4 protein-coding genes are annotated in these 24,057 nt (G+C 40.4%); 2 read left to right on the plus strand and 2 right to left on the minus strand.

Annotation, left to right across the window (positions count from 1 at the left end; translation table 11 throughout):
* Window positions 1–315 precede the first annotated feature (315 nt).
* The gene (locus M0P98_04275; GenBank protein MCK9266085.1) at window positions 316–1,530 is read right to left on the minus strand and encodes a 6-phosphofructokinase; all 1,215 of its coding nucleotides are present in this window, start codon (window positions 1,528–1,530) and stop codon (window positions 316–318) included.
* A gap of 131 nt (window positions 1,531–1,661) precedes the next feature.
* Window positions 1,662–2,834, minus strand: a complete 1,173-nt coding sequence (locus tag M0P98_04280) for an SLC13 family permease (protein MCK9266086.1) — start codon at window positions 2,832–2,834, stop codon at window positions 1,662–1,664.
* A 273-nt stretch (window positions 2,835–3,107) separates the two neighbouring features.
* Between M0P98_04280 and M0P98_04285 the strand changes: the two genes are divergently transcribed.
* Window positions 3,108–13,361: an FG-GAP-like repeat-containing protein gene (locus M0P98_04285; protein MCK9266087.1), complete on the plus strand. Its 10,254-nt coding sequence runs from the start codon at window positions 3,108–3,110 to the stop codon at window positions 13,359–13,361.
* 297 nt (window positions 13,362–13,658) lie between these two features.
* Window positions 13,659–23,945: an FG-GAP-like repeat-containing protein gene (locus M0P98_04290; protein ID MCK9266088.1), complete on the plus strand. Its 10,287-nt coding sequence runs from the start codon at window positions 13,659–13,661 to the stop codon at window positions 23,943–23,945.
* Window positions 23,946–24,057 lie beyond the last annotated feature (112 nt).

Below are 24,057 nucleotides of genomic sequence, written 5' to 3' on the forward strand. Positions count from 1 at the left end.
AGAAATACTGTCGGGACAAGACCCAAGAGGAGAGGCAAATAAGGAACGATTGTCATTCCGGACTTGATCCGGAATCTCGTTTTTTACTACTTCTTTTTGAGGTTACATTAGAGATTCTGAAACAAGTTCAAGGTGACAGATTGGGGCTTCAGGAGTCGAAAGAGTGGCATTTCCACCCAACTCACCTCTCTCATTGGGGGAGCTTGCTTTGTAAAGAGAGGAACTTATCCGCCGAAGCTTGTATTGTAGCGTAGGAGGAGGTGATTTTGCTTTACGCTTTTCTTTTATGTTTTTAACCTTGCAACTCTGTACCAGTTATTTTTTATTATCTACAGGAACACCTTTTAAGAACTCCACCTCAGGAAGCTTGCCAATAAGAGGTAGTGCGTAATCTATAAAAGACTGAGTAACATAATTGCCCGCCCTATTAATAAATTTAGATGGCATAGAACGGGTATGTTTTGCTACTTTATTTAACGGAACAGGTTCATAAAAAACGGAGTAACTCTTTACTTGTTTTCTCTTGATGGCTATAGAACCATCCAAACCTTCTAATACCGCTTTTTTAACTGCTATCTCTCCTACTTCATAAGCTTCCTTAGCGTCAACTTCAGAATATATACCTGGGAAAGATCTCTGTAGATAACCGAATGTATCTGCCCTAACTCTACCTATATTTAGTTTTGTTTTCACCAATTCAGAAAGTAGATCTCCTAATGCCCCTGTACCGCTAAGTTGAACATTCCCGTGGGTATCAGTCTCATTAATAAATTGAGAGATAATCGGCTCGCCTTCTTTATTTGAAATACCTTCTGATACTGCAACAAGGCATCTTCCATATTTAGAATATACCTTTTCAACGTCTCCAAGGAAGGCTTCTTTACTAAAAGGTTTTTCAGGAAAATATATAAGATGTGGACCGTCTTCATCTCTCTTTTTACCAAGGGCAGCAGCCGCAACCAAAAATCCAGCGTGTCTTCCCATAATAACATCTATCTTAACACCCGGCAAAGATTTGTTGTCCAGATTGTTTCCCATAACAGCCATAGCAACAAATTTAGCTGCACTTCCATAGCCAGGAGTATGGTCGTTTTCACGAAGGTCGTTATCTATTGTTTTTGGGATATGGAAACATCTAAATTCGTATCCCTCTTTCTTAGCATTCTCATTCAATATATTTGCTGTTTCTGCTGAGTCATTACCACCTATATAAAAAAAGTACCTTATATCATATTTTTGTAGTATCTTAAATATTTCCACACAATCTTCACTGGTAGGTTTTTTTCTTACACTGCCGAGAGCGGCGCAGGGAGTAAAAGCAACTTTTTTTAGGATAGCAAGATTTTCTTTTTTTAAATCTATAAACCTCTCTTTCAAGATTCCATCAATTCCGTTTAATGAACCGTAAATTTGTTTTATCTGTTTATGTTTTTTCGCTTCAATAACAGCTCCAACAAGACTCTGGTTTATAACAACAGTTGGTCCTCCACTTTGAGCTATTATCATATTTCCTTTAAGATTATTACTCATTTTTTCTCCTTTACCCCACTTCTTTTAACTGATTAAGCGTTTCCCTCTCCTCTTGGGGTAGTCTGAGTGAGGTTTATCCGCTATAGTCAACCTGAGTTAAACTGTAAACTTTGGTAATATGTTTTCTGCTTTTAATACAAGAACACAATAAAGTAACTAACTATTGCTCCAATGACCAGGTATAAAAATGCAGAAAGAAGAAGTTTAGAAAAAAGCGTATCTTTTTCAGAGCCGTACCCTGCAGAAGCTATAGCAAGAGCTCCAAGAGTAGAAAATGGAGAAATAGAAACAAGATGAGAACCAATAACTATAGCAGATATAAGAGGTTCTGGTCTTACGGCTCCCCCTGCTTGTGTTGCAACTCCTTGTACTGTTGGAATAAGCGTGGGCATTACAACTCCTGAAGAACTGGAGAATAGAGACATTAAACTACTAAGAAAAGACATTGTTGGTGCTGCTGTTTTTTCATTGGTTAGTTTTCCTAACGTTTCTACTATTATTGTCATTCCTTCAGTGCTATTAACAAGATTTATCATTAAAGCCACTCCACATATAAGAAGTATAGCCGACCAAGGTACTTGAGCAAGGGCTTCTTGCTCTGTTGTTACTCTCAAAATTAAAAGGCATCCTGAAGCTAAAAAAGCAGTCAAGGCAATATTACCACCAAAAATAATAGTTATTATTGCAATAAAAATAACCACAACAGTTGTTTTTTGCTGTCTTGTTAAAGGTGGAGAAAGTTTTGCATTGACCACCATATTACGAGGAATTTTGTATCCTTTCATTACAATATAAGTTAGTATCCCAAAAAAAGTAGAAACTATAAACATATCTCTAAAAAGAGTCATAGAAATCTGTAAACCTTCTTTTGTGGCAAGCTCACTAGCAATAATGCCAGTTGGTGCCAAAGGAGACAAGCCCCCAGCATTTGCTCCAAGTATAACCATTATTGAAACCATAAGAAGAGATATTTTTTCTTCTTTTGCCATTGCTAAAGCAAGAGGAGTCATCATTGCAACCATGGCTATATTCCCAGGACCAAGAGCAGCAATTACAGCAGTCGTAAGAAACAGTAAAAGAGGTAAAAATCTTATATGTCCTTTTAATGCGTTTGAAGATTTCTCAACAATCCTTTTTAGCGTACCGTTGGAAGCCGCTATACTAAACAGAAGGTTCATACCAAAAAGCATCATAAACAGACTTGTTGGCCACCCTAAAACAATAGTTTTTAAGTCAATTTTTATAATAAACCCTACTATAAAAGCTAACCCTATAGCGATAAGACCTATATTGACTTTTGTCAAAACACCTATTACTATAGCTAAAATTAGGCCCGATATGCTCAAAATTGCGTGGCTCATATTACCTCTGAAATTGGTTTGGGTTTAAAAAACTGGAATGTAAAAGATTTATTATACTATAGATTGTTAAAAGTTCAAAAAGAATTTCTCATAAGTTTTTATAAAAATTTTCCAAAGTAAAACCAATTAAAAATTGTCTTTTCCACCTCTAAGAGATATAATAAGGTAGTTAAAATTTGTGAAATATTCTACAAAATTCTACAAGGAGACCTGTCAATGAAAAATAGACACTTTTCCATAATCATCGTTCTATTATCGATCATCTTTTCGACTTTGATAAGCGCTTCCCCACATAAAACAGGCCTTCGCCCGATGACTTCTGAAGAGAAAGCCCGTATCTTACCTAAAATGTTCACCATAACAAAACCTCAACGTCTTACTAAAGCACCACTTCCTACATATGTTGCAAACATTACACATCTACCTGTTGTTACAAACCAAGGGAGTTTAGGTAGTTGTGCAGCTTACTCTACCTGTTACTATATGAAGACCTACCAAGAGGCAAAAGAAAGAGGGTGGGAAAACCCTGACCCTAAAACAGAACCCGAAAAAGTAGCCAGCCCTGCTTGGGGGTATAATATTGCACCACGAAGCGAATCTTTTGGTGGGATGGCTGTTAACCATTTTGTTGTAGCAGATTATATATGTGAATACGGTATAGCCAGTTGGGAAGAGATGCCTTACAACCCAGAAGATTACGATTGGGAGGCATGGCCTACCCAAGATGTCTGGAAACGCGGTCTTAAGTGGAGAGGCAAACAAGCAGGCATAATAAAGGTAGATACTCCAGAAGGTATAGAAGCTTTAAAGGAGTACCTTGCAGAAGGAAATGTTGCTATTATTAGTACCCCTGTCTACTCCAATTTTGATGTTTATCCAAACGGTAACTATACAAATAACAATGTTTTTTATGCCAACACTAACGATGATTATCGAGGTGGGCACGCCTTAACTGTTGTAGGGTATGACGATAATAAAACATATTACGATTCTATTGAAGGTAAAGAGAAAAAAGGCGCTTTCCTTCTTGTCAACTCATGGGGCACCGACTGGGGCGTAGAAGAACTAACTATGGGAACAAAAGGGTTTATATGGATTGCTTACGACTTTTTTCTCTCAAAAAAGAATGGCGACCCTGACGCACTTATTATGATTGACAGAATAGATTATAAGCCCAAATTATTTGCTACAATAGGTATTAACCATACAAGAGGAAGAAACCTGACTTCTCATATTATGGCAGGCAATAAAGACCTACTTGAATATCCTATCCAAAACCCTATATGGATTAAAGAGGCATTGCCTCATAGCAACCAATACCCTCTTAATAGCCGTATTGTTATAGACCTTACGGACTTTGCTCATTACGGAAACCTTGCCTGGTACCTACAGGTTTTTCATATTTCACAGATTGGCGGGGAAGGAGAAATAAACCATTTTAGTATACAAAAAGGAGATGATACCCTTTGTGAATATACTGAAGCGCCTGTTGAAACCCAACCAAATTGGTATGTGTGGCTTAAAGCAAGCACTTTTATTGATAAGGAAGACCTTTTTGAAGGGATGAAGGTAAGACAAGGTGGGGCTGTTTGGGCTGACTTCAACAATGATGGAAAACCTGACTTACTTATAACAGGGTATAACCACAAAACAGGTGAGCCGGTTGTATCTACCCTTCTTTTTATAAACAAGGGTGATAAAACTTTTAAAGAAGGTGTTACAGGGAACCTTCCACAACTTGGCAATAGTTTTCTTGCTGTATCTGACTATAATAACGATGGCTTCCCTGATGTAGCCATACACGGATATATTCCTAATACAGGGTATATAACAAAAATCTATTCTAACAACGGGAACAACACTTTTACTGATACAGGGGTAGAGTTACCTACTGAAAATGTGAATAGTTTAAGTTGGGCTGACTATGATAACGACGGGTTACCAGATTTAGCTGTAAGCGTAAGCGGTGATACAGAAAAGATTTTTCTTTACCGTAACCTAAAAAATAATAACTTTGAGGTAGTTTCTCAACCTATAAATGCTTCAGGAAGTATCTCTTGGGCTGATTTTGATAACGACGGATGGGTTGACTTTATTGTTGCAGGTAAAAATAAGACATCTTTATACAGGAACACAGGTGACGGTATCTTTGTTGAGACATCAAACATTATTCCGCCCTTAACTCAGGCGTCAATCTCTTGGGGTGACTATAACAATGATGGGCTACTTGATTTTGCTATATCAGGGCAACTTGAAGATTTATCTCCCTATACTGCTATTTATAAGAATAACGGCAACTCTCTTTTCTCTCTGATTGATACCTATCTTGAACCATTATCTTATGGTTCTCTTATGTGGGGAGATATAAACAACGATGGACTCCTTGACCTTATTGTTTGTGGTAGGAGTAAAGATATCTACTCTCAAAGCAATGATGGGCGCTATTATAACCAGACAAATATATATCTTAACAATATACAGGATAATTTTAGTAATGCTTATGCAGAACTCCCTAACATCTCTTACTCATCTGATTTTACGCTTCCCCAAACTTTTAACACCCTTTCACTTATCGACTACGATTCAGACGGGGACCTTGATATATTTTTATCAGGTATAAAAACATATATTAATACCAGCAACCCTAACGAGATTTGTACAGGTATTCAAGAAAATCTAATTATTGACAAAAATAACCCTCCTACACCTCCAACAGACCTTACCTCTTCATCTGGTTGGGAGGATGGGGCTATAACTCTTTCTTGGGATAAAGGTAGTGATACAGAAACCCCAGCCGATGGATTATATTATAATGTTAGGGTAGGGAGAACTTCAGGTGCAACAGAGATAGTTAATCCAAGCAACTCTTTTATAACTCCCGGTTATATCCCCAGCCAATCAAGGAAATTTCTTTTAACAGGTCTATCTGCTGGCACATATTATTGGGCAGTCCAAACAGTAGATGCTGGAAAAAACGTGTCTAATTGGAGCGGTGAGAAGAGTTTTACAATAGACCCTTACACCCGCACCTACAACTTACACATATCTGTAGAAAACTCTGCTTTAGGAACCACTGACCCTTCACCCGGCACTTATTCTTATAATCAAGGGACAAACGTTACAATAACTGCTATTCCTAACGGCGGACATAAGTTTAGCCATTGGTCTGGAGATATTGAAACCCCTTCTGATAACCCAGCAACTATCCTTATGGATAGACCTCGACAGGTTAAAGCCCACTTTAAAGTTGATTACACAATAACCCTACCTTGGGAATTACAAACACCTACCGACTGGGGGAACAGGTACCACCATTCCACAATTGATTTTAAAAACAAACTCTGGGTTATTGGCGGGTATGATAAAGATACATTATCAGGTAGAAACGATGTATGGTCCTCTACCGATGGAACCACCTGGATACAAGAAACTAGTTCTGCTGGTTGGCTACCCAGATACGGACAAAAAACGGTTGTTTTTAATAACAAACTTTGGCTTCTTGGAGGTATTGATGTCAACACTAATATGGGGTTAAGTGATGTCTGGTCTTCTGACAACGGTAAAGATTGGACAAGAGTAACTGAGAATGCGCCTTGGGGCAAAAGAAACAGTTTTGCCAGTATAGTTTTTGACAATAAACTCTGGGTTATCGGTGGCAAAAAATACGGAACATTATTTAACGATGTATGGTATTCAGAAGATGGTATCAACTGGATAGAAGCGACACCCTCAGCCGAGTGGCAAGCTCGAGAAGGACATTCTGCTGTGGTATTTGATAACAAACTCTGGGTTATTGGCGGGTACTACGGTGTTTTTCAAGATAAAGGGGACGTATGGTACTCAGAAGACGGTATCAACTGGTCACCAGCTACAATATCAACAGAATGGTCGCCAAGAAAGAACCATACATCCCTTGTTTATGAAGGGCTTATTTGGATATTTGGGGGAGAAACTAAAGATGAGCTGGGTAACTGGTCAACACCTTCAAATGAGGTCTGGTATTCTTACGATGGCACCAACTGGCGACTATCTTTTACTGAGTCGGTATGGACACCTCGTTTTGGGCATACATCAACCATTTTCAATAACAAAATCTGGGTAGTAGGTGGTTCCCACGACGCAGAAGATATCTGGTCGGTTTCGCCTACTTTAAGTTTTCCTAACACTTACGAGTTAATTATATCTGCAGGAGAAGGTGGCACAACATCACCTTCACCCGGCCATTACCACGATCTTTTAGATAAAGAGTTTAATATTCAAGCGGTCGCTTCTTATGGGTATAGGTTTAAAAAATGGGAGGGCGAGGTTGATACCCCAAATAGTGAATCAATAACTATTAGATTAGACGAAAATAAAAGCGTTAAAGCAACCTTTGAAAAACTTACAACCTATACACTTACAATTTTGCCACCTATTGGCTCAGGAAGAGTTTTTCCTTCTCCACAAACTTATACCTATCCAGAAGACACATTGGTAGATATTAACTCAACCCCTTCCTACAGATACATCTTCTCTCATTGGGAAGGCTGTGTTAATGAGCCCAACTCTTCTTCAACAAGCGTTCTTATAAATCAAAACAAGACCATTACAGCCCATTTTATTCCCGACCCGTTTATTCCTTCAATGAATATAGACGGTGGGGAGAACTTTACAATCTTTTTGCAAGACGAAGGCACTGTTTGGACTTGGGGAGACAACACTTCTGGGCAGTTAGGTAACAAAACTCGTATAACCTCTAACACTCCTATCTCCTACTCTGTGTTAGAGGAAGTTAAAAAAGTATCAGCTGGGAATTCTCATTCTGTAGCACTTAAAGACAATGGTAACGTTTGGGCTTGGGGAGATAACACTTTTGGACAAGTTGGTATTAACTCAACATCAACTTATATAGAAGAACCTATTCTTGTTTCAGAGGTATCAAACATTCTTGAAATATCAGCTGGCGGTTACCATACTGTTGCTTTAAAATCAGACGGTAGCGTCTGGGCTTGGGGAGATAACACTTCAGGGCAACTTGGGCTTGGAACTACATATCAAGGACAAAACTTTTATTCACCTAAACAGACACTTGGAGTTGAAGAAGTAGGGTTTTTAAAAGATATAGTAGGTATCTCAGCCGGATATTCTCATACTTTAGCGGTAAAATCAAATGGAGAAGTATTGGCTTGGGGTAACAATATATGGGGGCAACTTGGAATAAATAACACAATTTATAGCAACCTTCCAGTAAAAGTATTTAACCTTACCAATATAAAAAGTGTCTCAGCTGGAGGTACTGGGCTTTTAGGAGACCACTCTTTAGCAGTAAAATCAGACGGTAGCGTCTGGGCTTGGGGTTCAAATAAAAAGGGGCAGTTAGGCGACAAAACAGAGGTTGATAGATTAGTTCCAGTACAGGTTAAAGGAGAAAACGGGGTTGGGTATCTAAAAAATATAAGGCAGGTATCGGCTGGAGGCAGACATTCTCTTGCTCTGGATAAAGATGGCAATATCTGGGCTTGGGGGGATAATACTTACGGACAACTTGGTGATGGAACAAATAATGATACCAACTTTCCTATAAAAATAACAGACCTGCCAAAGATTGTTCAGATATCTACAGGTTTAAGGCATAGTATAGCAATAGATGAAGACGGGCAACTCTGGGTATGGGGTTTTAATATAAAAGGGCAGTTAGGTAACGGAAGAGAAACAAACTCAAATATACCTATACAACTTGAAAATATAAAGGTTGATGTTACTTCATATCTTTTAGAAGTATCTTCTATCCCTTCAAACGGCGGGATAACAGTTCCTTCTGGTATAAAAAAATGTAGACCTAACTCAAATATTCTTATTACTGCTTTACCTGATGAAAGATACAACTTTGAGAACTGGTCTGGATATGTTACAGGTAACGAAACCACTGTAACTATTTTTATGGATAGGGACAAGAACGTAAAGGCAAACTTTCAACTTAAACCAGAAGAAAAAGCAACACTTACTATGGTCTGCGACCCACCTAATGCAGGAGTTCTTATGCCAGTTGAAGGAGAACACGAGTTTGAGGTAGGTAGTTTAGTCAATATATCTGTTCTGCCTGGCTACCGATACACTTTTACTGGTTGGAGTGATAACGTTTCTAACTCTTCTGCCTACGAAACAAATATCCAAATTCAAGAAGATATGACGGTTGTTGCCAATTTTATTAAAGACGATTTTAAATCTAAACCACAAATATCTGCAGGCGCCCAATACAACTTAATACTTAAAGATGATTCGAGTGTTTGGGCAAGCGGTCTTAACAATTTAGGGCAACTTGGAATAAACTATACCTCTCAAAATGAGGCAGATAAGCAGGTCTTAACTTTAGATAATGACAAACTTTTAGGGATTGTGAGTATATCAGCTGGAATTTCCCATTCTCTTGCTCTTAGTTATGATGGCACAATATACTCTTGGGGAAACAACAATAAAGGAGCACTCGGAGACGGAACAACTATACAAAGTGCAGGAGCAGTAAAAGTAAAGTCACCAGACGGAACAGAATATTTCTCTTGTATAACACAAGTATCTGCTGGCGCTGCACACTCTGCCGCTATTATGATGGACGGCACCCTTTGGACTTGGGGAGACAACTCTTCTGGACGACTTGGTATAAACTCTACCGAAGATAAAAGGTTACTACCAACACAGGTAAAAGGAGTGATGGGTAGAGGGTATTTATTAGATATTGTTTCTGTTTCATCTGGTTCAGAATATACCCTTGCGTTATCAAAAGACGGAAAAGTTTACGCTTGGGGAGGAAACTTATATGGGCAGTTAGGTAACGGCTTTTCAGGGGAAGAACATAACTCTTATGTGCCTGTTTTGGTTCAAAACTTAACAGATATTATTAGTATATCAGCAAACCGTTATATGACTGGAAGCCTACCACAGTTTTCTGTTGCTTTAAAAAAAGATGGTAGCGTCTGGGTCTGGGGAGACGGTAGCAGCGGACAACTTGGTAATGGAACTTCTGGAGATAATGCTAATAGCAATATCCCTTTAAAAGTTTCAAACCTAACAAATATTAAAGAAATAAAAGCTGGATATAACCATATATTAGCATTAAAAAACGATGGAACTATTTGGGCTTGGGGAGACAACTATTCTGGACAACTTGGTGATGGTACTACTGAAAGAAGAACAACTCCTGTGCAAGTAAAAGGTTCTGATGGGGCAGGGGTTCTTACAGATATTATATCTATCTCTGCAGGTATCAACTATTCAATGGCTCTTCAGAGTGATGGAACTATATTGTATTGGGGCGATGGCACACAAGAAATGTTTGCTCAAGATCTTCTCGGTCGCAACCCTTTACCAATAGACCATCCAAATTGTCAAGTTGACACATCTGTTGAGGTGGTATACCTAAAAATATCTACCCTCCCTAAAGATGTAGGCACACTTTTCCCGCCACAAGGTATTCACGCATACAACCCCGGAACAGAAGTTAACGTAAGAGCAAGTGGAGAGAGTGGTTACTTTTTCTCTCATTGGAACCAAGGGACAAGTTCTTCTTCTGAGTATAATACCATTATAATGGATACAGATAAAAGTGTTACAGCGTTTTTTGAAAAACCCTTTTATGGTAAAGGAGATATAAATAAAGACGGGGTGATAAACATACAAGACGTAATACTTGCCTTAAGAATGTCAATATCACTACCTTTAACTATAGGTTTTGAAACCTTATCTGCTCCTTACTTACAAAATGTTAAAACATCCGCAGATATAAATAGCGATGGAGAAGTAAATATATCTGACGTAATACTTATACTTCGGCTTGCTTTAGATTTAGATATAAGTGCAGACCCTTACCAACCAAGACAAGTTGTAGGGGGAGAAACAACTACTGAAGAAGTAGTTAAAGATATATCAGCAGGCGAAGAATGTGTAGCAACTTTAAAAGACGGCACAAAAGTTGAACTTCCTGCTTTAAGTAAAGATTATTCTTTAACGCTCTCACGTGTTTCTAACTATCTTAACCTTGACGATGAGTTTTCTCTTAACCCAGAAGACAACGTCTCACCTCAGGTAAGCGGTAGTTTAAGGACACTTAACCTGATATTTGATTCAGTTCTTTCAGATACAGAAAAACTACAATGTATACCTACAATAACCATCCCTAAAAAAGAGGTAGGCACTCTTAATCCTGATACAATAAATATTCTTAGAGTTGTGGAGAGAATAGTTGAAGGCAGAGTAGAAAGAGAGTACACACTCTTGCCTACACATTTTGACAATGCAGGTAACCTTACTACAAAAGATATATATCTACCTAACCAACTTTTTAAAGTAGAAACATTATCTAACGGGATAAAGTCAGGTCTCCCACCTATAAATGTAAACTATTCATCTATAACTTTTCAAGGGACAATAAATTGGAAACAAAAAAGCAGATTGATACGGACTGTCCCATATATTCAATCTGAAGAAAAAAGGATGCCTTTATTTATGCTCTCAGAAGAGGTGCAAGAGTGGGAACTAAAAAAACCCATAAAAAATGTAGTAGTTTTAGTTCACGGACATAACGAATCAGAAAAGACAGGCCTTCAAGGGCAGTTTCAACCTAACGCTCCTTTCCCGTGGGAAGTAGATTATAAGGTTGATGTTTGGAAAGGTCTATACGAGGTCTTTATTAAAGAGTATTTTGATTTTAACTCCTGCACCGTCTTTTATGAGTTTGTATATCCTACGTGGCGACCCATATTTAACCATTTAGATAAAGAGTTGGTTGACCAGATAACATCAGAGTTAAGCACACAACTTGCTCTTAATAAAACAGAAAAAGATAGTATGCCATTTAACCTATTTATAGTGGCACACTCTATGGGTGGGGTTGTCTCAAGAGCAGGTATAGTAAAGTTTCCAGAAGACCTTGAAGAGAGGTTCCAGAAATTTATTTCTTGGGGTAGCCCTCATAGGGGCGCAGCAATGTATTCCCTTAGATACCAGGTAACAAGCCCTGCTTATACCGCAAAAACTTGGACTGGTTCACTTATAAGTTCAATAATGTCAGCTTATGTGTCAAGGACAGTAATAGACGCACCCGGTATAATGGATTTACGTTGGGCTAACGGCACAGGAGCAAGTAGACGTTCACTTAAACTTGACGATTATTTTGAAGTTAAAGATGAATATAAAACTCAAAGTAGTGTCTACGACCTAAGGAGTGGTTCGTTGATATATAATGAACGTCTTGAACAACTAAATGCTTCAGATAACAGGGGCGATAAATACACCTTTATGTACGGTATAACAGGTAAAGGAGTGGCTTTAAGTGAGATATCTGATATGGGATTTAGTAAACTTAAAGAGGTCCTTTCGGCAGGCGAAATAGCCATAGGTGCAACCATAAACAGGTTTCTTGTAGATAAGGGTTCATCAAGTTATTTAGGTTTTATGGAATCAGATAGCGATGGTGCTGTTCCAATAACAAGTATGACAGGGCTTGGGCTTCTGCCTACAGCAACACATTCTTTAGGTAGAGGTGTTGACCACGAATCTTACTACGGCGCAGATGCTCAAGAGACAGCAGAAAAAACCTTTGAACTACTCGGTTTTAGGACTAATCCGGAATACGACCCACCTGAGATAACTTTTACCGACCTAATGGAAAACCAACCTTTACCAGTAGATGAAAACGGAAATATATCTATAGAAGGTCAACTTGATTGGAAAAGCCCAAGAAACCTTACAAAAGGAGTAAAAGATATAAAATTTTATAAATATACCCATGCTTATGACTCTCAACACGGCCTTAACTGGGAAGGTCAAGAGGTAGAAGGGATTACTTCAGAAGATTGGAGTATAGATAAGGATGGAAACTTTACCCTTTCTTGTAATATACCAGAATCTCATAAGGTGTACGCTATAAAAGTATCTATAATTTTTCAAGATGATACAGAATTGCAAGAAGTAGTTATGCTTGGTTCTCCTGAAGAAAACGAAGAGAGCAACGATGGCGAAACAATCAACTGGTCGCTTACAGGTCTTGACAGAGTGTTTTGTTTGGGTAACCGTATAGATAGCTTTAATGTTATGAATTCCTTATACTACTACCAAAAACCTGAAGCAGGTGAAACACCTAATATATATATAAATACTTATACTTATCCCTCTTTTAAGGCACCAGGTTATACACACCAACTCTTTGCAGGGCAATACGAAACTTCCGAGAGAGACCCTCTAAATGCTACAGATTTGGCGATTTTGTGGGATATAGAGGAAGAAGAGGCGCCTGAAGAATTAGATTTTATGGAAATAGGTTTATCAACCTCTTACCAAGAGGAGAATACATTTATTATTAGTTACGGGGTATATCCTCATTCTTCTGTATCTGGTAGCGTTAAAAGAGTAAGCGTTATTATGTTACCTATAGCCAGAAAAGAAAGAGAAGAGTTTCTACCGCTTTATTGTAGACCTCAAGAACTACCTGAGGAATAACTTACTCCAATTCTCCTCTCCCCCCATTCCTTCTTTGCGAGGAATATAAGGCAATCCTCCGAGGTTTGCAGAAATAAGGAGTTTTTGCCTTCTACTCTTGGGTCTTGTCCCGAGTATCTCCGAGGGAGGAGAAGGATCAAGGATGAGGGGTATTTTGCTTTTGTTGTTTTTGCGAGCGTTTACCAGCGTGGCAATCTCCTATTTCATCCTTACTATTGGTCTTTTCCACCTTTAAAGGGTATAATAATATGTTAAAATTTGTAAAATATTTGCAATATTCTACAAGGAGAAGCATCAATGAAAAACAGACAATTTACCTTAATAATCTTTTTATCATCTCTTATCTTCTCTACCTTGTTAAGCGCCTCCCCGCATAAAACAGGCCTTCGCCCGATGACCTCTGAAGAGAAAGCCCGTATCTTACCTAAAATGTTCACTATAACAGAACCTCAACGTCTAACAAAAAAATCTCTCCCCATATCTGTTGTAAATATTACACATCTACCTGTTGTTACAAGTCAAGGGAATTTAGGTAGTTGTGCCGCTTATGCTACCTGCTACTATATGAAGACATTTCAGGAAGCAAAAGAGAACAAATGGATAAGACCCAACCCTTCAAAAAACCCCGAACGGATAGCCAGCCCTGCCTGGGGATATAATGTTGCTCCCAGAAGTTTGTCTTTTGGTGCTCTGGCTGTCAGCCATTATGTTGTAGCAGATTATATATGTGAATATGGTATAGCCAGCTGGGAAGAGATGCCTTACAACCCAGATCCAAATAACTACGACTGGGAAGCATGGCCTACCCAAGAAGTATGGAAACGTGGTCTTAAGTGGAGAGGCAAACAGGCAGGAGAGATAAAGATACACTCCCCGGAAGGGTTGGAAGCATTAAAAGAGTATCTTGCTGAAGAAAATGTTGCTGTGATTACCACCCCCGTCTATTCAAATTTTGACCTTTACCCTTCAGGTGAGTTTACCAACAACGGTGTTCTTTATGGCAACACCAATGTAGGATTTCGCGGACCTCACGCTATAACAGTTATAGGGTATGATGATGATAAAGAGTATTACGATTCAATTGAAGGTAAATATAAAAAAGGCGCTCTTTTAGCAGTCAACTCCTGGGGTACAGAGTGGGGCGTTGAAGAACCGTCAGCTGGTACCAGAGGGTTTGTATGGCTTGCTTACGACTATATCCTTTCAAAACAGAATGGAGACCCCAACGCCCTTATTATAATTGACAGAATAGATTACAAACCCAACCTGTTTGGTATTATAGGTATCAACCATACAAGAGGCAGGACCCTATTTATGAATATCTGTGCGGGCTATAAGGAACACCTTGACTGGCCTGTCCAGAACCCTCTCTGGAAAAAGGAGGCATTCCCTGTCAGTAACCAGTATTCCCTTAACGATACCATTGTTATAGATCTTACGGACTTTGCCCATTACGAAGGGTTGGGCTGGCATCTGGAGGTCTTTCAGATGAGCAGTTTTGGCGGGGAAGGTGAAATCAACTATTTTGCTATACAGAAAGGAGACGATATCCTTTATATCTCTCCAGATACTCCGAAAGCATCTGTGAATAACTGGTTTATTTATATGAAAACAGGCGCTTTTACTGATATCAATGACTTATTTGGCGGGGTTAAGATAGACCTTGGAGCGATAAGTTGGGCTGATTTTAATAATGACGGGCTACCGGATTTACTCATCTCAGGAGGCGATAGGAGAGATGTTGGAAGTATCTTTGAGGTAGGGGAACCCTCAACACTTATTTTTATAAATAATGGTGATGGAACCTTTCAGGATGGTATAACCGGCGGGCTACCCCAGTTATCTCAGAGCATACTTGCTGTTGCTGACTATAATAACGACGGCTACCCCGATGTAGCCATACACGGAACAATCAAAGAAACAAAAGAGAGAATAACTCGGGTATATCATAACAACGGAGACAACACTTTTACGCTTCTTAATATTACTCTACCAACTGTTGATGTAAATGCTCTTACTTGGGCTGATATTGATAACGACGGTAAAGTTGACCTGGTAATAAGCACAGGCACCCAAACCTCCGGAGATACAGGCGAAACACTCATATATAAAAATTATGGTGATGGAAGGTTTGAGGTCGTATTTCAACCGATAAATGCTTCCGGCACCCTTGCCTGGGCTGATATTGATAACGATGGTTGGGTAGATTTTGCTGTATCAGGCAGAAATAAGACAGCAATATATAAGAATATGAAAGACGGTATTTTTAGAGAGGTATATATCGACTTTCCAAAATTCTCACAGTCATCACTTCTCTTTGGGGATTATAATAACGACGGGTTTCTTGATTTAATAATAACAGGTAAAAGAGAAGAAGCGGTATCAACTCCCTATACAGTCATTTATAAAAATAATAGAGGAGATGGAACCTTTGTCCCTATTGAAGCAGACCTTGACCCCCTCTTTTGGGGTTCTGTCGCTATGGGGGATATAAATAATGACGGGCTACCCGACCTGGTAATCACGGGGCGAACCAGAGATGTTTATGAAGAGTTACCTTTAACAGTTAACAGAGCAGATATATATATCAACATTGGTGACGGCTCTTTTCAGAATACCTGTGCAGAGTTTGAAAAAGTTTCTATTGCTTCGGACTCCTCCCTTATATCTTATAACAACCTTGCTCTTGTTGATTACGATAAGGACGGAGATCTGGACATATTCCTTAACGGCACCAGAACAGTTGTCTATCCTTCTAAACCGGAAGATATATATACCGGTATTCAGAAGAGTTTGATTTTTGATAATGGGGTAGGTGTTGCTAATACTCCTCCAACGCCTCCAACAGAACTTAACTCTTCCCCCGGTTACACAGAAGGGGCTATAACCCTCTCTTGGGGCGAAGGAAATGATATAGAGACTCCTTCCGACGGGCTATACTACAATTTAAGGGTGGGCAGCAGCCCCGGTGGAATAGATATTGTCAGCCCTGTTAACCGTCTTATAACTCCCGGTGGAGTACCTCTCCAATCAAGGACTTCTATTTTAACCGGTCTGTCTTCTGGTACGTACTACTGGGCAGTCCAGACAATAGATGCTGGTAAAGAGGTATCCGACTGGAGCAATGAAGGCTCTTTTACAATTGCTCCCTATACCCAAACTTATAACCTTTATATAACATTAAGCCAGCCAGAAGAGTATGGAACAACAGATCCACTTCCCGGCATACATATATACAACTCTGGTTCTCAATGTGTGGTTGAAGCTATCCCTTATGGGGGTTACAAATTTAGCCACTGGTCAGGAGACGTCCCAACACCTTCACAAAACCCTCTGACTCTGACAACGGACAGAGTACGGGTTATCAGCCCACATTTTAAGACATTCTACGATATCTCCCCTGAGTGGACCAGCCTTTTCACTCCTACCTGGAGCAGAAAGACCGAACATTCCACAGTTGTTTTTGAGGGTAAACTCTGGGTTTTGGGCGGGCGGTACTCGTCTACCCTTAATAACGAGGTAAGATACTCAGAAGACGGTATCATATGGCATATAGCAACAAGTTCAGCCCCGTGGTCAAAAAGGTATTCTCATTCAGCCCTTGTTTTTAACGACAGGATATGGATTATAGGCGGGCTTGGTTCAAGCGGGCAGATACTCAACGATATCTGGTCGTCTGATAACGGGTTTAACTGGACACTTGAAGTGGAAGATACCCCTTGGACTCGAAGAAGTTACTTCTCCTCTGCCGTTTTTGGCGGTAAGATGTGGATTATAGGCGGTTGGAATAATAAGAATACTTTTTATAACGATATCTGGTCATCTTCCGATGGAGTCAACTGGACGCAGGAGGTGTCTTCAGCCCAATGGTCTGCAAGAGAAGGCCACGCTTCTGTCGTCTTTAATAATAAACTCTGGGTTATAGGTGGAAACCAGGGTGTCTCTCAAAGCGTAAGTGATGTCTGGTACTCTTCTGACGGTATCTTTTGGGAAGAGGCAACCTCACAGGCGGGCTGGTCTCCAAGAAGAAACCATTCAGTAGTTGAGATGGACGGAAAGTTATGGCTCTTAGGCGGGAGGGTAGATAATAACGGTTGGGGCTACTTAACTGAACCCACAAACGAGATATGGTATTCACTTGACGGCTCTGTCTGGGGTTGTTGTGAAACAAGCCCTAATTGGGGACCTTTATTCGGGCATACCTCTACCTTTTTTAAAGAGAAACTATGGCTTTTAAGCGAAGATACCAATATCTGGTATACCACCAACCCTGATTTTCCCGATACCTTCACACTGGGCTTATCAGCGGGGGAGGGTGGCACAACCTTACCGTCACCGGGGTACTATTATGACGTACTAAATAAAGAGTTTCACTTAAAGGCAGTTGCCTCCTACGGCTACAAATTCAAAAATTGGGAAGGCGAAGTTGATAGCCCTGAAAGCGAAACAACTACTCTTACCCTTAATAAGAACAAAACAGTTAAAGCCAACTTTGAAAAGATTGAAAGGTTCACACTAACAGTCACATCCCCTGTTGGTTTAGGTACTACCTATCCAACACCTCAGGCATATACCTACCCTGAAGGTGAAATTGTAGAACTTAAAGCAATACCCTCACATAGACACACCTTCTTACACTGGGAAGGAGACGTTTTTGATGCCAGCTCTCCTTCAACAAAAATTCTAATGGATGACGACAAGACCATTACAGCCCATTTTATTCCAGACCCGTTTGCCTTACCTGTTAATATAGACGGAGGTGATAACCATACCGTTTTTTTACAGGAAGGAAACGTCTGGGTTTGGGGAGATAATACAACTGGACAGTTAGGTAACGGCACTCTTATACTCTCAGATAAACCTTTTGCTTACTCTGTTTTATCCTCTATAAAAGAGGTATCAGCCGGTAGCAACCATACTGTCGCCTTGCAAGCAAACGGAAGCGTCTGGTCTTGGGGTTCAAACGAGTTCGGGCAACTCGGTATCAACTCAAATATCCTCTATAAAGAAGTGCCAACCCTTATTTCAGGGTTATCAAAAATAATTGAAATATCAACTGGGGGACACCACACAATCGCCTTAAAATCGGATGGCACTCTCTGGTCTTTTGGGCTAGATGACTCCTACCAGTTGGGTTTAGGGCTCACAAACTCAGCTCTACCAAGAACCTCTCCGGCGCAGGTCTTATCCTCAACGGGTAGCGGTTACTTAAGCGATATAAAAGGTATATCAGCCGGGTACGCCCACAACCTTGCATTAAAACAGGACGGAACCCTCTGGTCGTGGGGAGACAATACATTCGGCCAACTCGGAACAGGCAACAGAACATACAGCTCCCTTCCTCTAAAAGTAGCCGGTTCTACAGAGATAAAAGGTATATCAGCCGGCGGTCTCGGCCTTATGGGTAGCCACTCTCTTGCTGTTGACTCAAATGGTAACGTCTGGTCGTGGGGCGCAAATAATAAAGGTCAACTTGGTAACGGAGCCAACGAAGATGGCTTGATACCAGAAAAGGTAAGAGGAGAAGATGGGGTAGGGTACCTTCAAAATATTAGGCAGGTATCAGCTGGTGGCAGGCATTCTCTTGCTCTCGATAAAGATGGCAATATCTGGGCATGGGGAGATAATACTTACGGTCAACTTGGAGACGGCACAAATAATGATACTAACGTTTCTGTAAGGGTTGCGGGAGGAGAAAAGTTTGTTCAGATATCTACCGGCACAAGGCATAGCATAGCAATAGATACAGATGGACAAGTATGGGTTTGGGGCTTTAATCTCAAGGGACAACTTGGCAATGGTAACCGGGTTAACTCAAATATACCAGTACTACTTGAAGGTATAAAACTAAATCTTACACCTTATCTTTTAAACATATCATCTAATCCTTCAAACGGTGGGAGCACAACACCATCTGGCACAAAAAAATGTATTCCCAACACAACCGTTGATATAAGAGCACTTGCAGGGGAGAGGTATAAATTTATTGGTTGGTCGGGAGAGGTTACATCAGATGAAACCTCAATAAGCGTTTATATGGACGGATATAAGAGTGTTGAAGCGCTCTTTGAACTCAAACCAGAAATAAAAGCAACACTTACTATGAGATGTAACCCACCTAATGCGGGGGTTCTTATGCCTTCCGAAGGTGAACACGAGTTTGAGGTTGGTAGTTTAGTCAATATATCTGTTCTTCCCGGTTACAGATATACCTTTACCGGTTGGAGTGATAACGTTTCTAACCCTTCCGCCAACGAAACCAATATACAACTTAACGAAGATACGGTTATTGTTGCCAATTTCGTTAAAGATGATTTTAAGGCAGTACCACAAATATCCGCTGGGCGAACACACAATCTCACCTTAAAAGATGATAGCGGGGTTATGGCAAGTGGGCGCAACGAGTGGGGGGAACTGGGGATAAATAATGAGAAGGTTACAGACAGAGGTAACGCCATTGTAACTTCAGTTGAAGGCAGTAACGAGCTTTATCTAAAAGGTATAATAAAAATCTCTGCAGGTTATGGACATTCACTTACCCTTTCCTATGACGGCACTATCTGTTCCTGGGGCTTAAACTCCTCAGGCGAGATCGGAGACGGAACAACCACCAACAGGTTTAGGCCTGTCAAGGTTAAATCACCGGACGGTACGGGAGAGCTTTCTGGTATAATAGAGATATCAGCCGGTGTTAGCCATTCTGTCGCTGTTAAGATGGACGGTACACTCTGGGCGTGGGGAGATAATACTTACGGACAACTCGGTATAAACTTAACTGAAAGGAAAACTCTTCCTGTACAGGTGCGCGGGGTAATGAATAACGGGTTTTTATCAGGGGTTGTCGGGGCATCAGCCGGCGAGAACCACACTCTGGCTTTGTTGAATAACGGCACGGTATATAGCTGGGGACGAAACTCACACGGGCAGTTGGGTAACGGCTCTTCAGGTGAAGGAAACGACAGATATACCCCTGTTAAAGTGACCGGCTTAACAGATGTTATAAAGGTAGAAGCCGGTAAAAACTTATCAATGGCTCTTAAGAGCGACGGTACACTCTGGGTTTGGGGGGACGGTAGCAGAGGTCAGCTGGGCAACGGGTTATCTGGTAGTGACCTTTTTGCTTCTCTACCTCAACAGGTCCTCGGGCTAACTAATATTAAAGATATATCCTCAAAAGACTACCACGTACTTGCCTTAAAGAATGATGGTACTGTCTGGTCTTGGGGAGATAACTGGTGGGGACAACTTGGCGACGGTACTTCAAATAATTCAAGTGCAATTCCTGTACAGGTAAAGGACCCCGAAGGCAGGGGTTTTCTTTCAGATATTATATCTATCTCTACCAATTATGGTTACTCAATGGCTCTAAAAAGCGATGGTACCGTCTGGTTCTGGGGATGGAACTATGGCTATCTCTTTGGCAAGGATAACTCCAATATATCAGCTTTACTACCTTATCAGTACCCGGACTGCGATTTAGATACATCAGTCGAGGTAATTTACCTAACAATGGCTCTACTTCCTAAAAATGCCGGTAATATCTTCCCGCCAGAAGGTATCCACGCATACAATCCCGGGACTGAAGTCAACGTTAGGGTAGAAGCAAATCCGGACTACCTCTTCTCCCGCTGGAGTGAAGGAACTACTCCTTACGCCACATATAACACAATTTTAATGGACTCTACAAAGAACGTTACAGCATACTTTGAGAAACCATTTACAGATATAGGAGATATAAATAAAGATGGAATAGTTGATATACAGGATGTTATACTTGCTCTTCGTATGTCTATAGAACTACCTTTAAATATAGGTTTTTCAACCCAGTCGTACCCTTACCTCTCCGATACCAAAAAAGCAGGGGATATGAATATCGACGGAAGAGTAGATATATCAGACGTAATCCTTATACTCAGGTTTGCTCTTAGGTTGGATATTCCTCCTACCGACCCTTACCAACCGAAGCAGGTTGTAAGTGGTGCGACGACCTCTGAGAGCGTGAGTAAAGACATACAAGCAGAAACAGAAGGTGTAGCCGACTTGAAAGACGGCACAAAGGTTAAAATACCTTTACAAAATAAGGGTTATAATCTCACACTTTCAAGGGTTTCAAACCATATCAATCTTAACGAAGACCTTTCCCTCAACGCACAGGACGACTCTTCACCTCAGATAAGCGGTTCTCTGAGAGTCCTTGAGATACTATTTGATTCAGTCCTTACAGATACAGAAAAACTACAACTAATCCCCACTATAACCATACCCAAAAAAGAGGTGGGAACCCTAAACTTGGACACAGTAAATATCCTTAGGGTAACAGAAAGGGTAGTTGAAGGGAAGGTAGAAAAAGAGTATTCACTACTTCCGGCTCATCTTGATAACTCAGGCAACCTCACCACAAAAGATATATATCTACCTACCCAGCTTCTTAAAGAAGAAGCTCTCCCTGCCAACAGAAAGTCGGGTATTCCTCCTATAAGTATAACCTACTCGGTTTTAACCTTTCAGGGGACAATAAATTGGCAACGTGAGTGTAGATTAATCCGTACCGTCCCGGATATCGAATCGGAAGAAAAGAGAAAACTTTTCATACATCTTACAGAAGAAGAGAAGGAGTGGGAACTTAAAAAGCCCATAAAAAATGTAGTGGTACTTGTGCATGGACATAACGAAGCAGAAAAGACAGGACTTGCAGGCCAGTTTAAACTTAACGCTCCGATACCCTGGGGAGTTGACTACAAGGTAGATGTCTGGAAAGAGTTATACGAGGTCTTTATCAAGGAATACTTTGACTTCAACTCCTGTACCGTCTTCTACGAGTTTATATACCCTACCTGGCGCCCTATTTTTAACCATTTGGATAACGAGCTGGTAAAATCAATAACAGAAGAACTGCAGACCCAGCTTAACCTTAACAGGGAAGAGAAAGACGCTATCCCTTTCAACCTGTTTATTGTTGCCCACTCTATGGGCGGAGTTGTTTCAAGAGCAGGTATCGTCAAATTTCCTGAGGAACTTGAGGAGAGGTTCCAACAATTTATATCCTGGGGTAGCCCACATAAAGGCGCAGCAATGTACTCTTTAAGATACCAGCTTACAAGCCCCGCCTATAAAGCGAAGACCCTGACCGGTTCAATTGTCAGTTCAGCTATGGCAGCTTACGTATCAAGAACAGTCATAGATGCTCCCGGAATACTTGATTTAAGGTGGGAAAACGGAACGGGCTCAAGCAAACGCCACTTAAAACTTGACGACTACTTTGATATTAAAGAAGAGTATAGGGCACAGGATAATATTTACAACCTAAGAACCGGCTCTTTAATATATAACAAACGCCTTGAACAATTGAATACTTCAGACAACAGAGGCGGTAAATATACCTTTATGTACGGCATAACTGAACAAGGAGTCCCTCTTAAAGAGATAGACGATATGGGGGTAGGTGAACTGAAAGATACACTCCAATCTGGTGAGATATCTATAGGCGCTACCATAAACAGATTCCTTGTTGACAAGGGTTCATCAACCTATTTGGGTTTTATGGAATCAGATAGCGACGGCGCAGTACCAATAACAAGTATGACAGGGCTCGGGTTAAACCCTTCACAATCATATTCTTTAGGTAAAGGGGTTGACCACGAATCCTACTATAGGTCGGACTCAACAATAACAGCAGAAAAAACTTTTGAACTACTCGGCTTTAAGACCAACCCGTTATACGACCCACCAGAAATCACCTTTACCAATCTGGTTGAAGACCAACTTCCAATTCCAGATATAAACGGAAAGATAACCATTGAAGGTAAACTTGATTGGAAATCCCCGAGAAATCTCACAAAAGGAGTAAAAGATATAAAACTCTATAAATATACCTACGAACACGATATTTCCAACGGGTTCAACTGGGAAGGCCAGGAAGTACCAGATATCTTACAGGAAGATTGGAGTATAGATGAAGACGGCACCTTTGCTGTTATGTGTAGTATTTCCGAGCCAAGAAAAGTGTATGCCATAAAAACATCTATAATTTTTAAGGACGATACAGAAATTCAGGAGATATATATGTTGGGTTCCCCTGAAGAGAACGAAACAATTGCAAGCGGAGAGACGGTAAACTGGTCACTTACTGGTCTTGGTAAAACTTTTGGTATAGGAGAAAGTAGAACTGGTGTATTCCACTTTGTAAACTATATCTATGAAGAACCAAAAGAAGGTGAGATGCCAGCAGTCAATTTAGCCGTAAAAATAAGCCCTTCCTTAAAAGGTGAAAGTAAAAATTATCTCATCGAATCTCAAAAAAGAAACGCCTCGGGTAGCGTTATACTGGAAGCGGACAATGTGACAATTGATTGGGAAAAAGGTGAGCAGGAGCCGGCGGACCTCTCACTTATGGAAGTAGAGTTATCAACTATTTATGAGAATAAAAACGAGTTTTCAGTAGTATATATTCTTGCAAATTATATAGAGGATGAATTTAGTAGATCCTCTGAACTGCAAAAAGTGGTATATATATCACTAACTCCTTACGTAATGAGGACAAGAGAAGAACTACTACCACCATACCACCGCCCCCCACCAGACTAACCCTCTCTTTTACCCGCCCACACTCTCCTCTCCCATTGGGGGAGAGGATGCAAGGTGAGGGGGGCTTTTGTTCTTTACGTTTTTGCCTTTGTCCCTTAACCCACGTCAGAGT

The sequence above is a fragment of the bacterium genome, assembly GCA_023230585.1.
Lineage (GTDB): Bacteria > Ratteibacteria > UBA8468 > B48-G9 > JAFGKM01 > JALNXB01.

Coding starts and splice junctions, on each gene's coding strand:
- M0P98_04275 (MCK9266085.1), bottom strand. CDS start 1,530: ATGAGTAATAATCTTAAAGGAAATATGATAATAGCTCAAAGTGGAGGA.
- M0P98_04285 (MCK9266087.1), top strand. CDS start 3,108: ATGAAAAATAGACACTTTTCCATAATCATCGTTCTATTATCGATCATC.
- M0P98_04290 (MCK9266088.1), top strand. CDS start 13,659: ATGAAAAACAGACAATTTACCTTAATAATCTTTTTATCATCTCTTATC.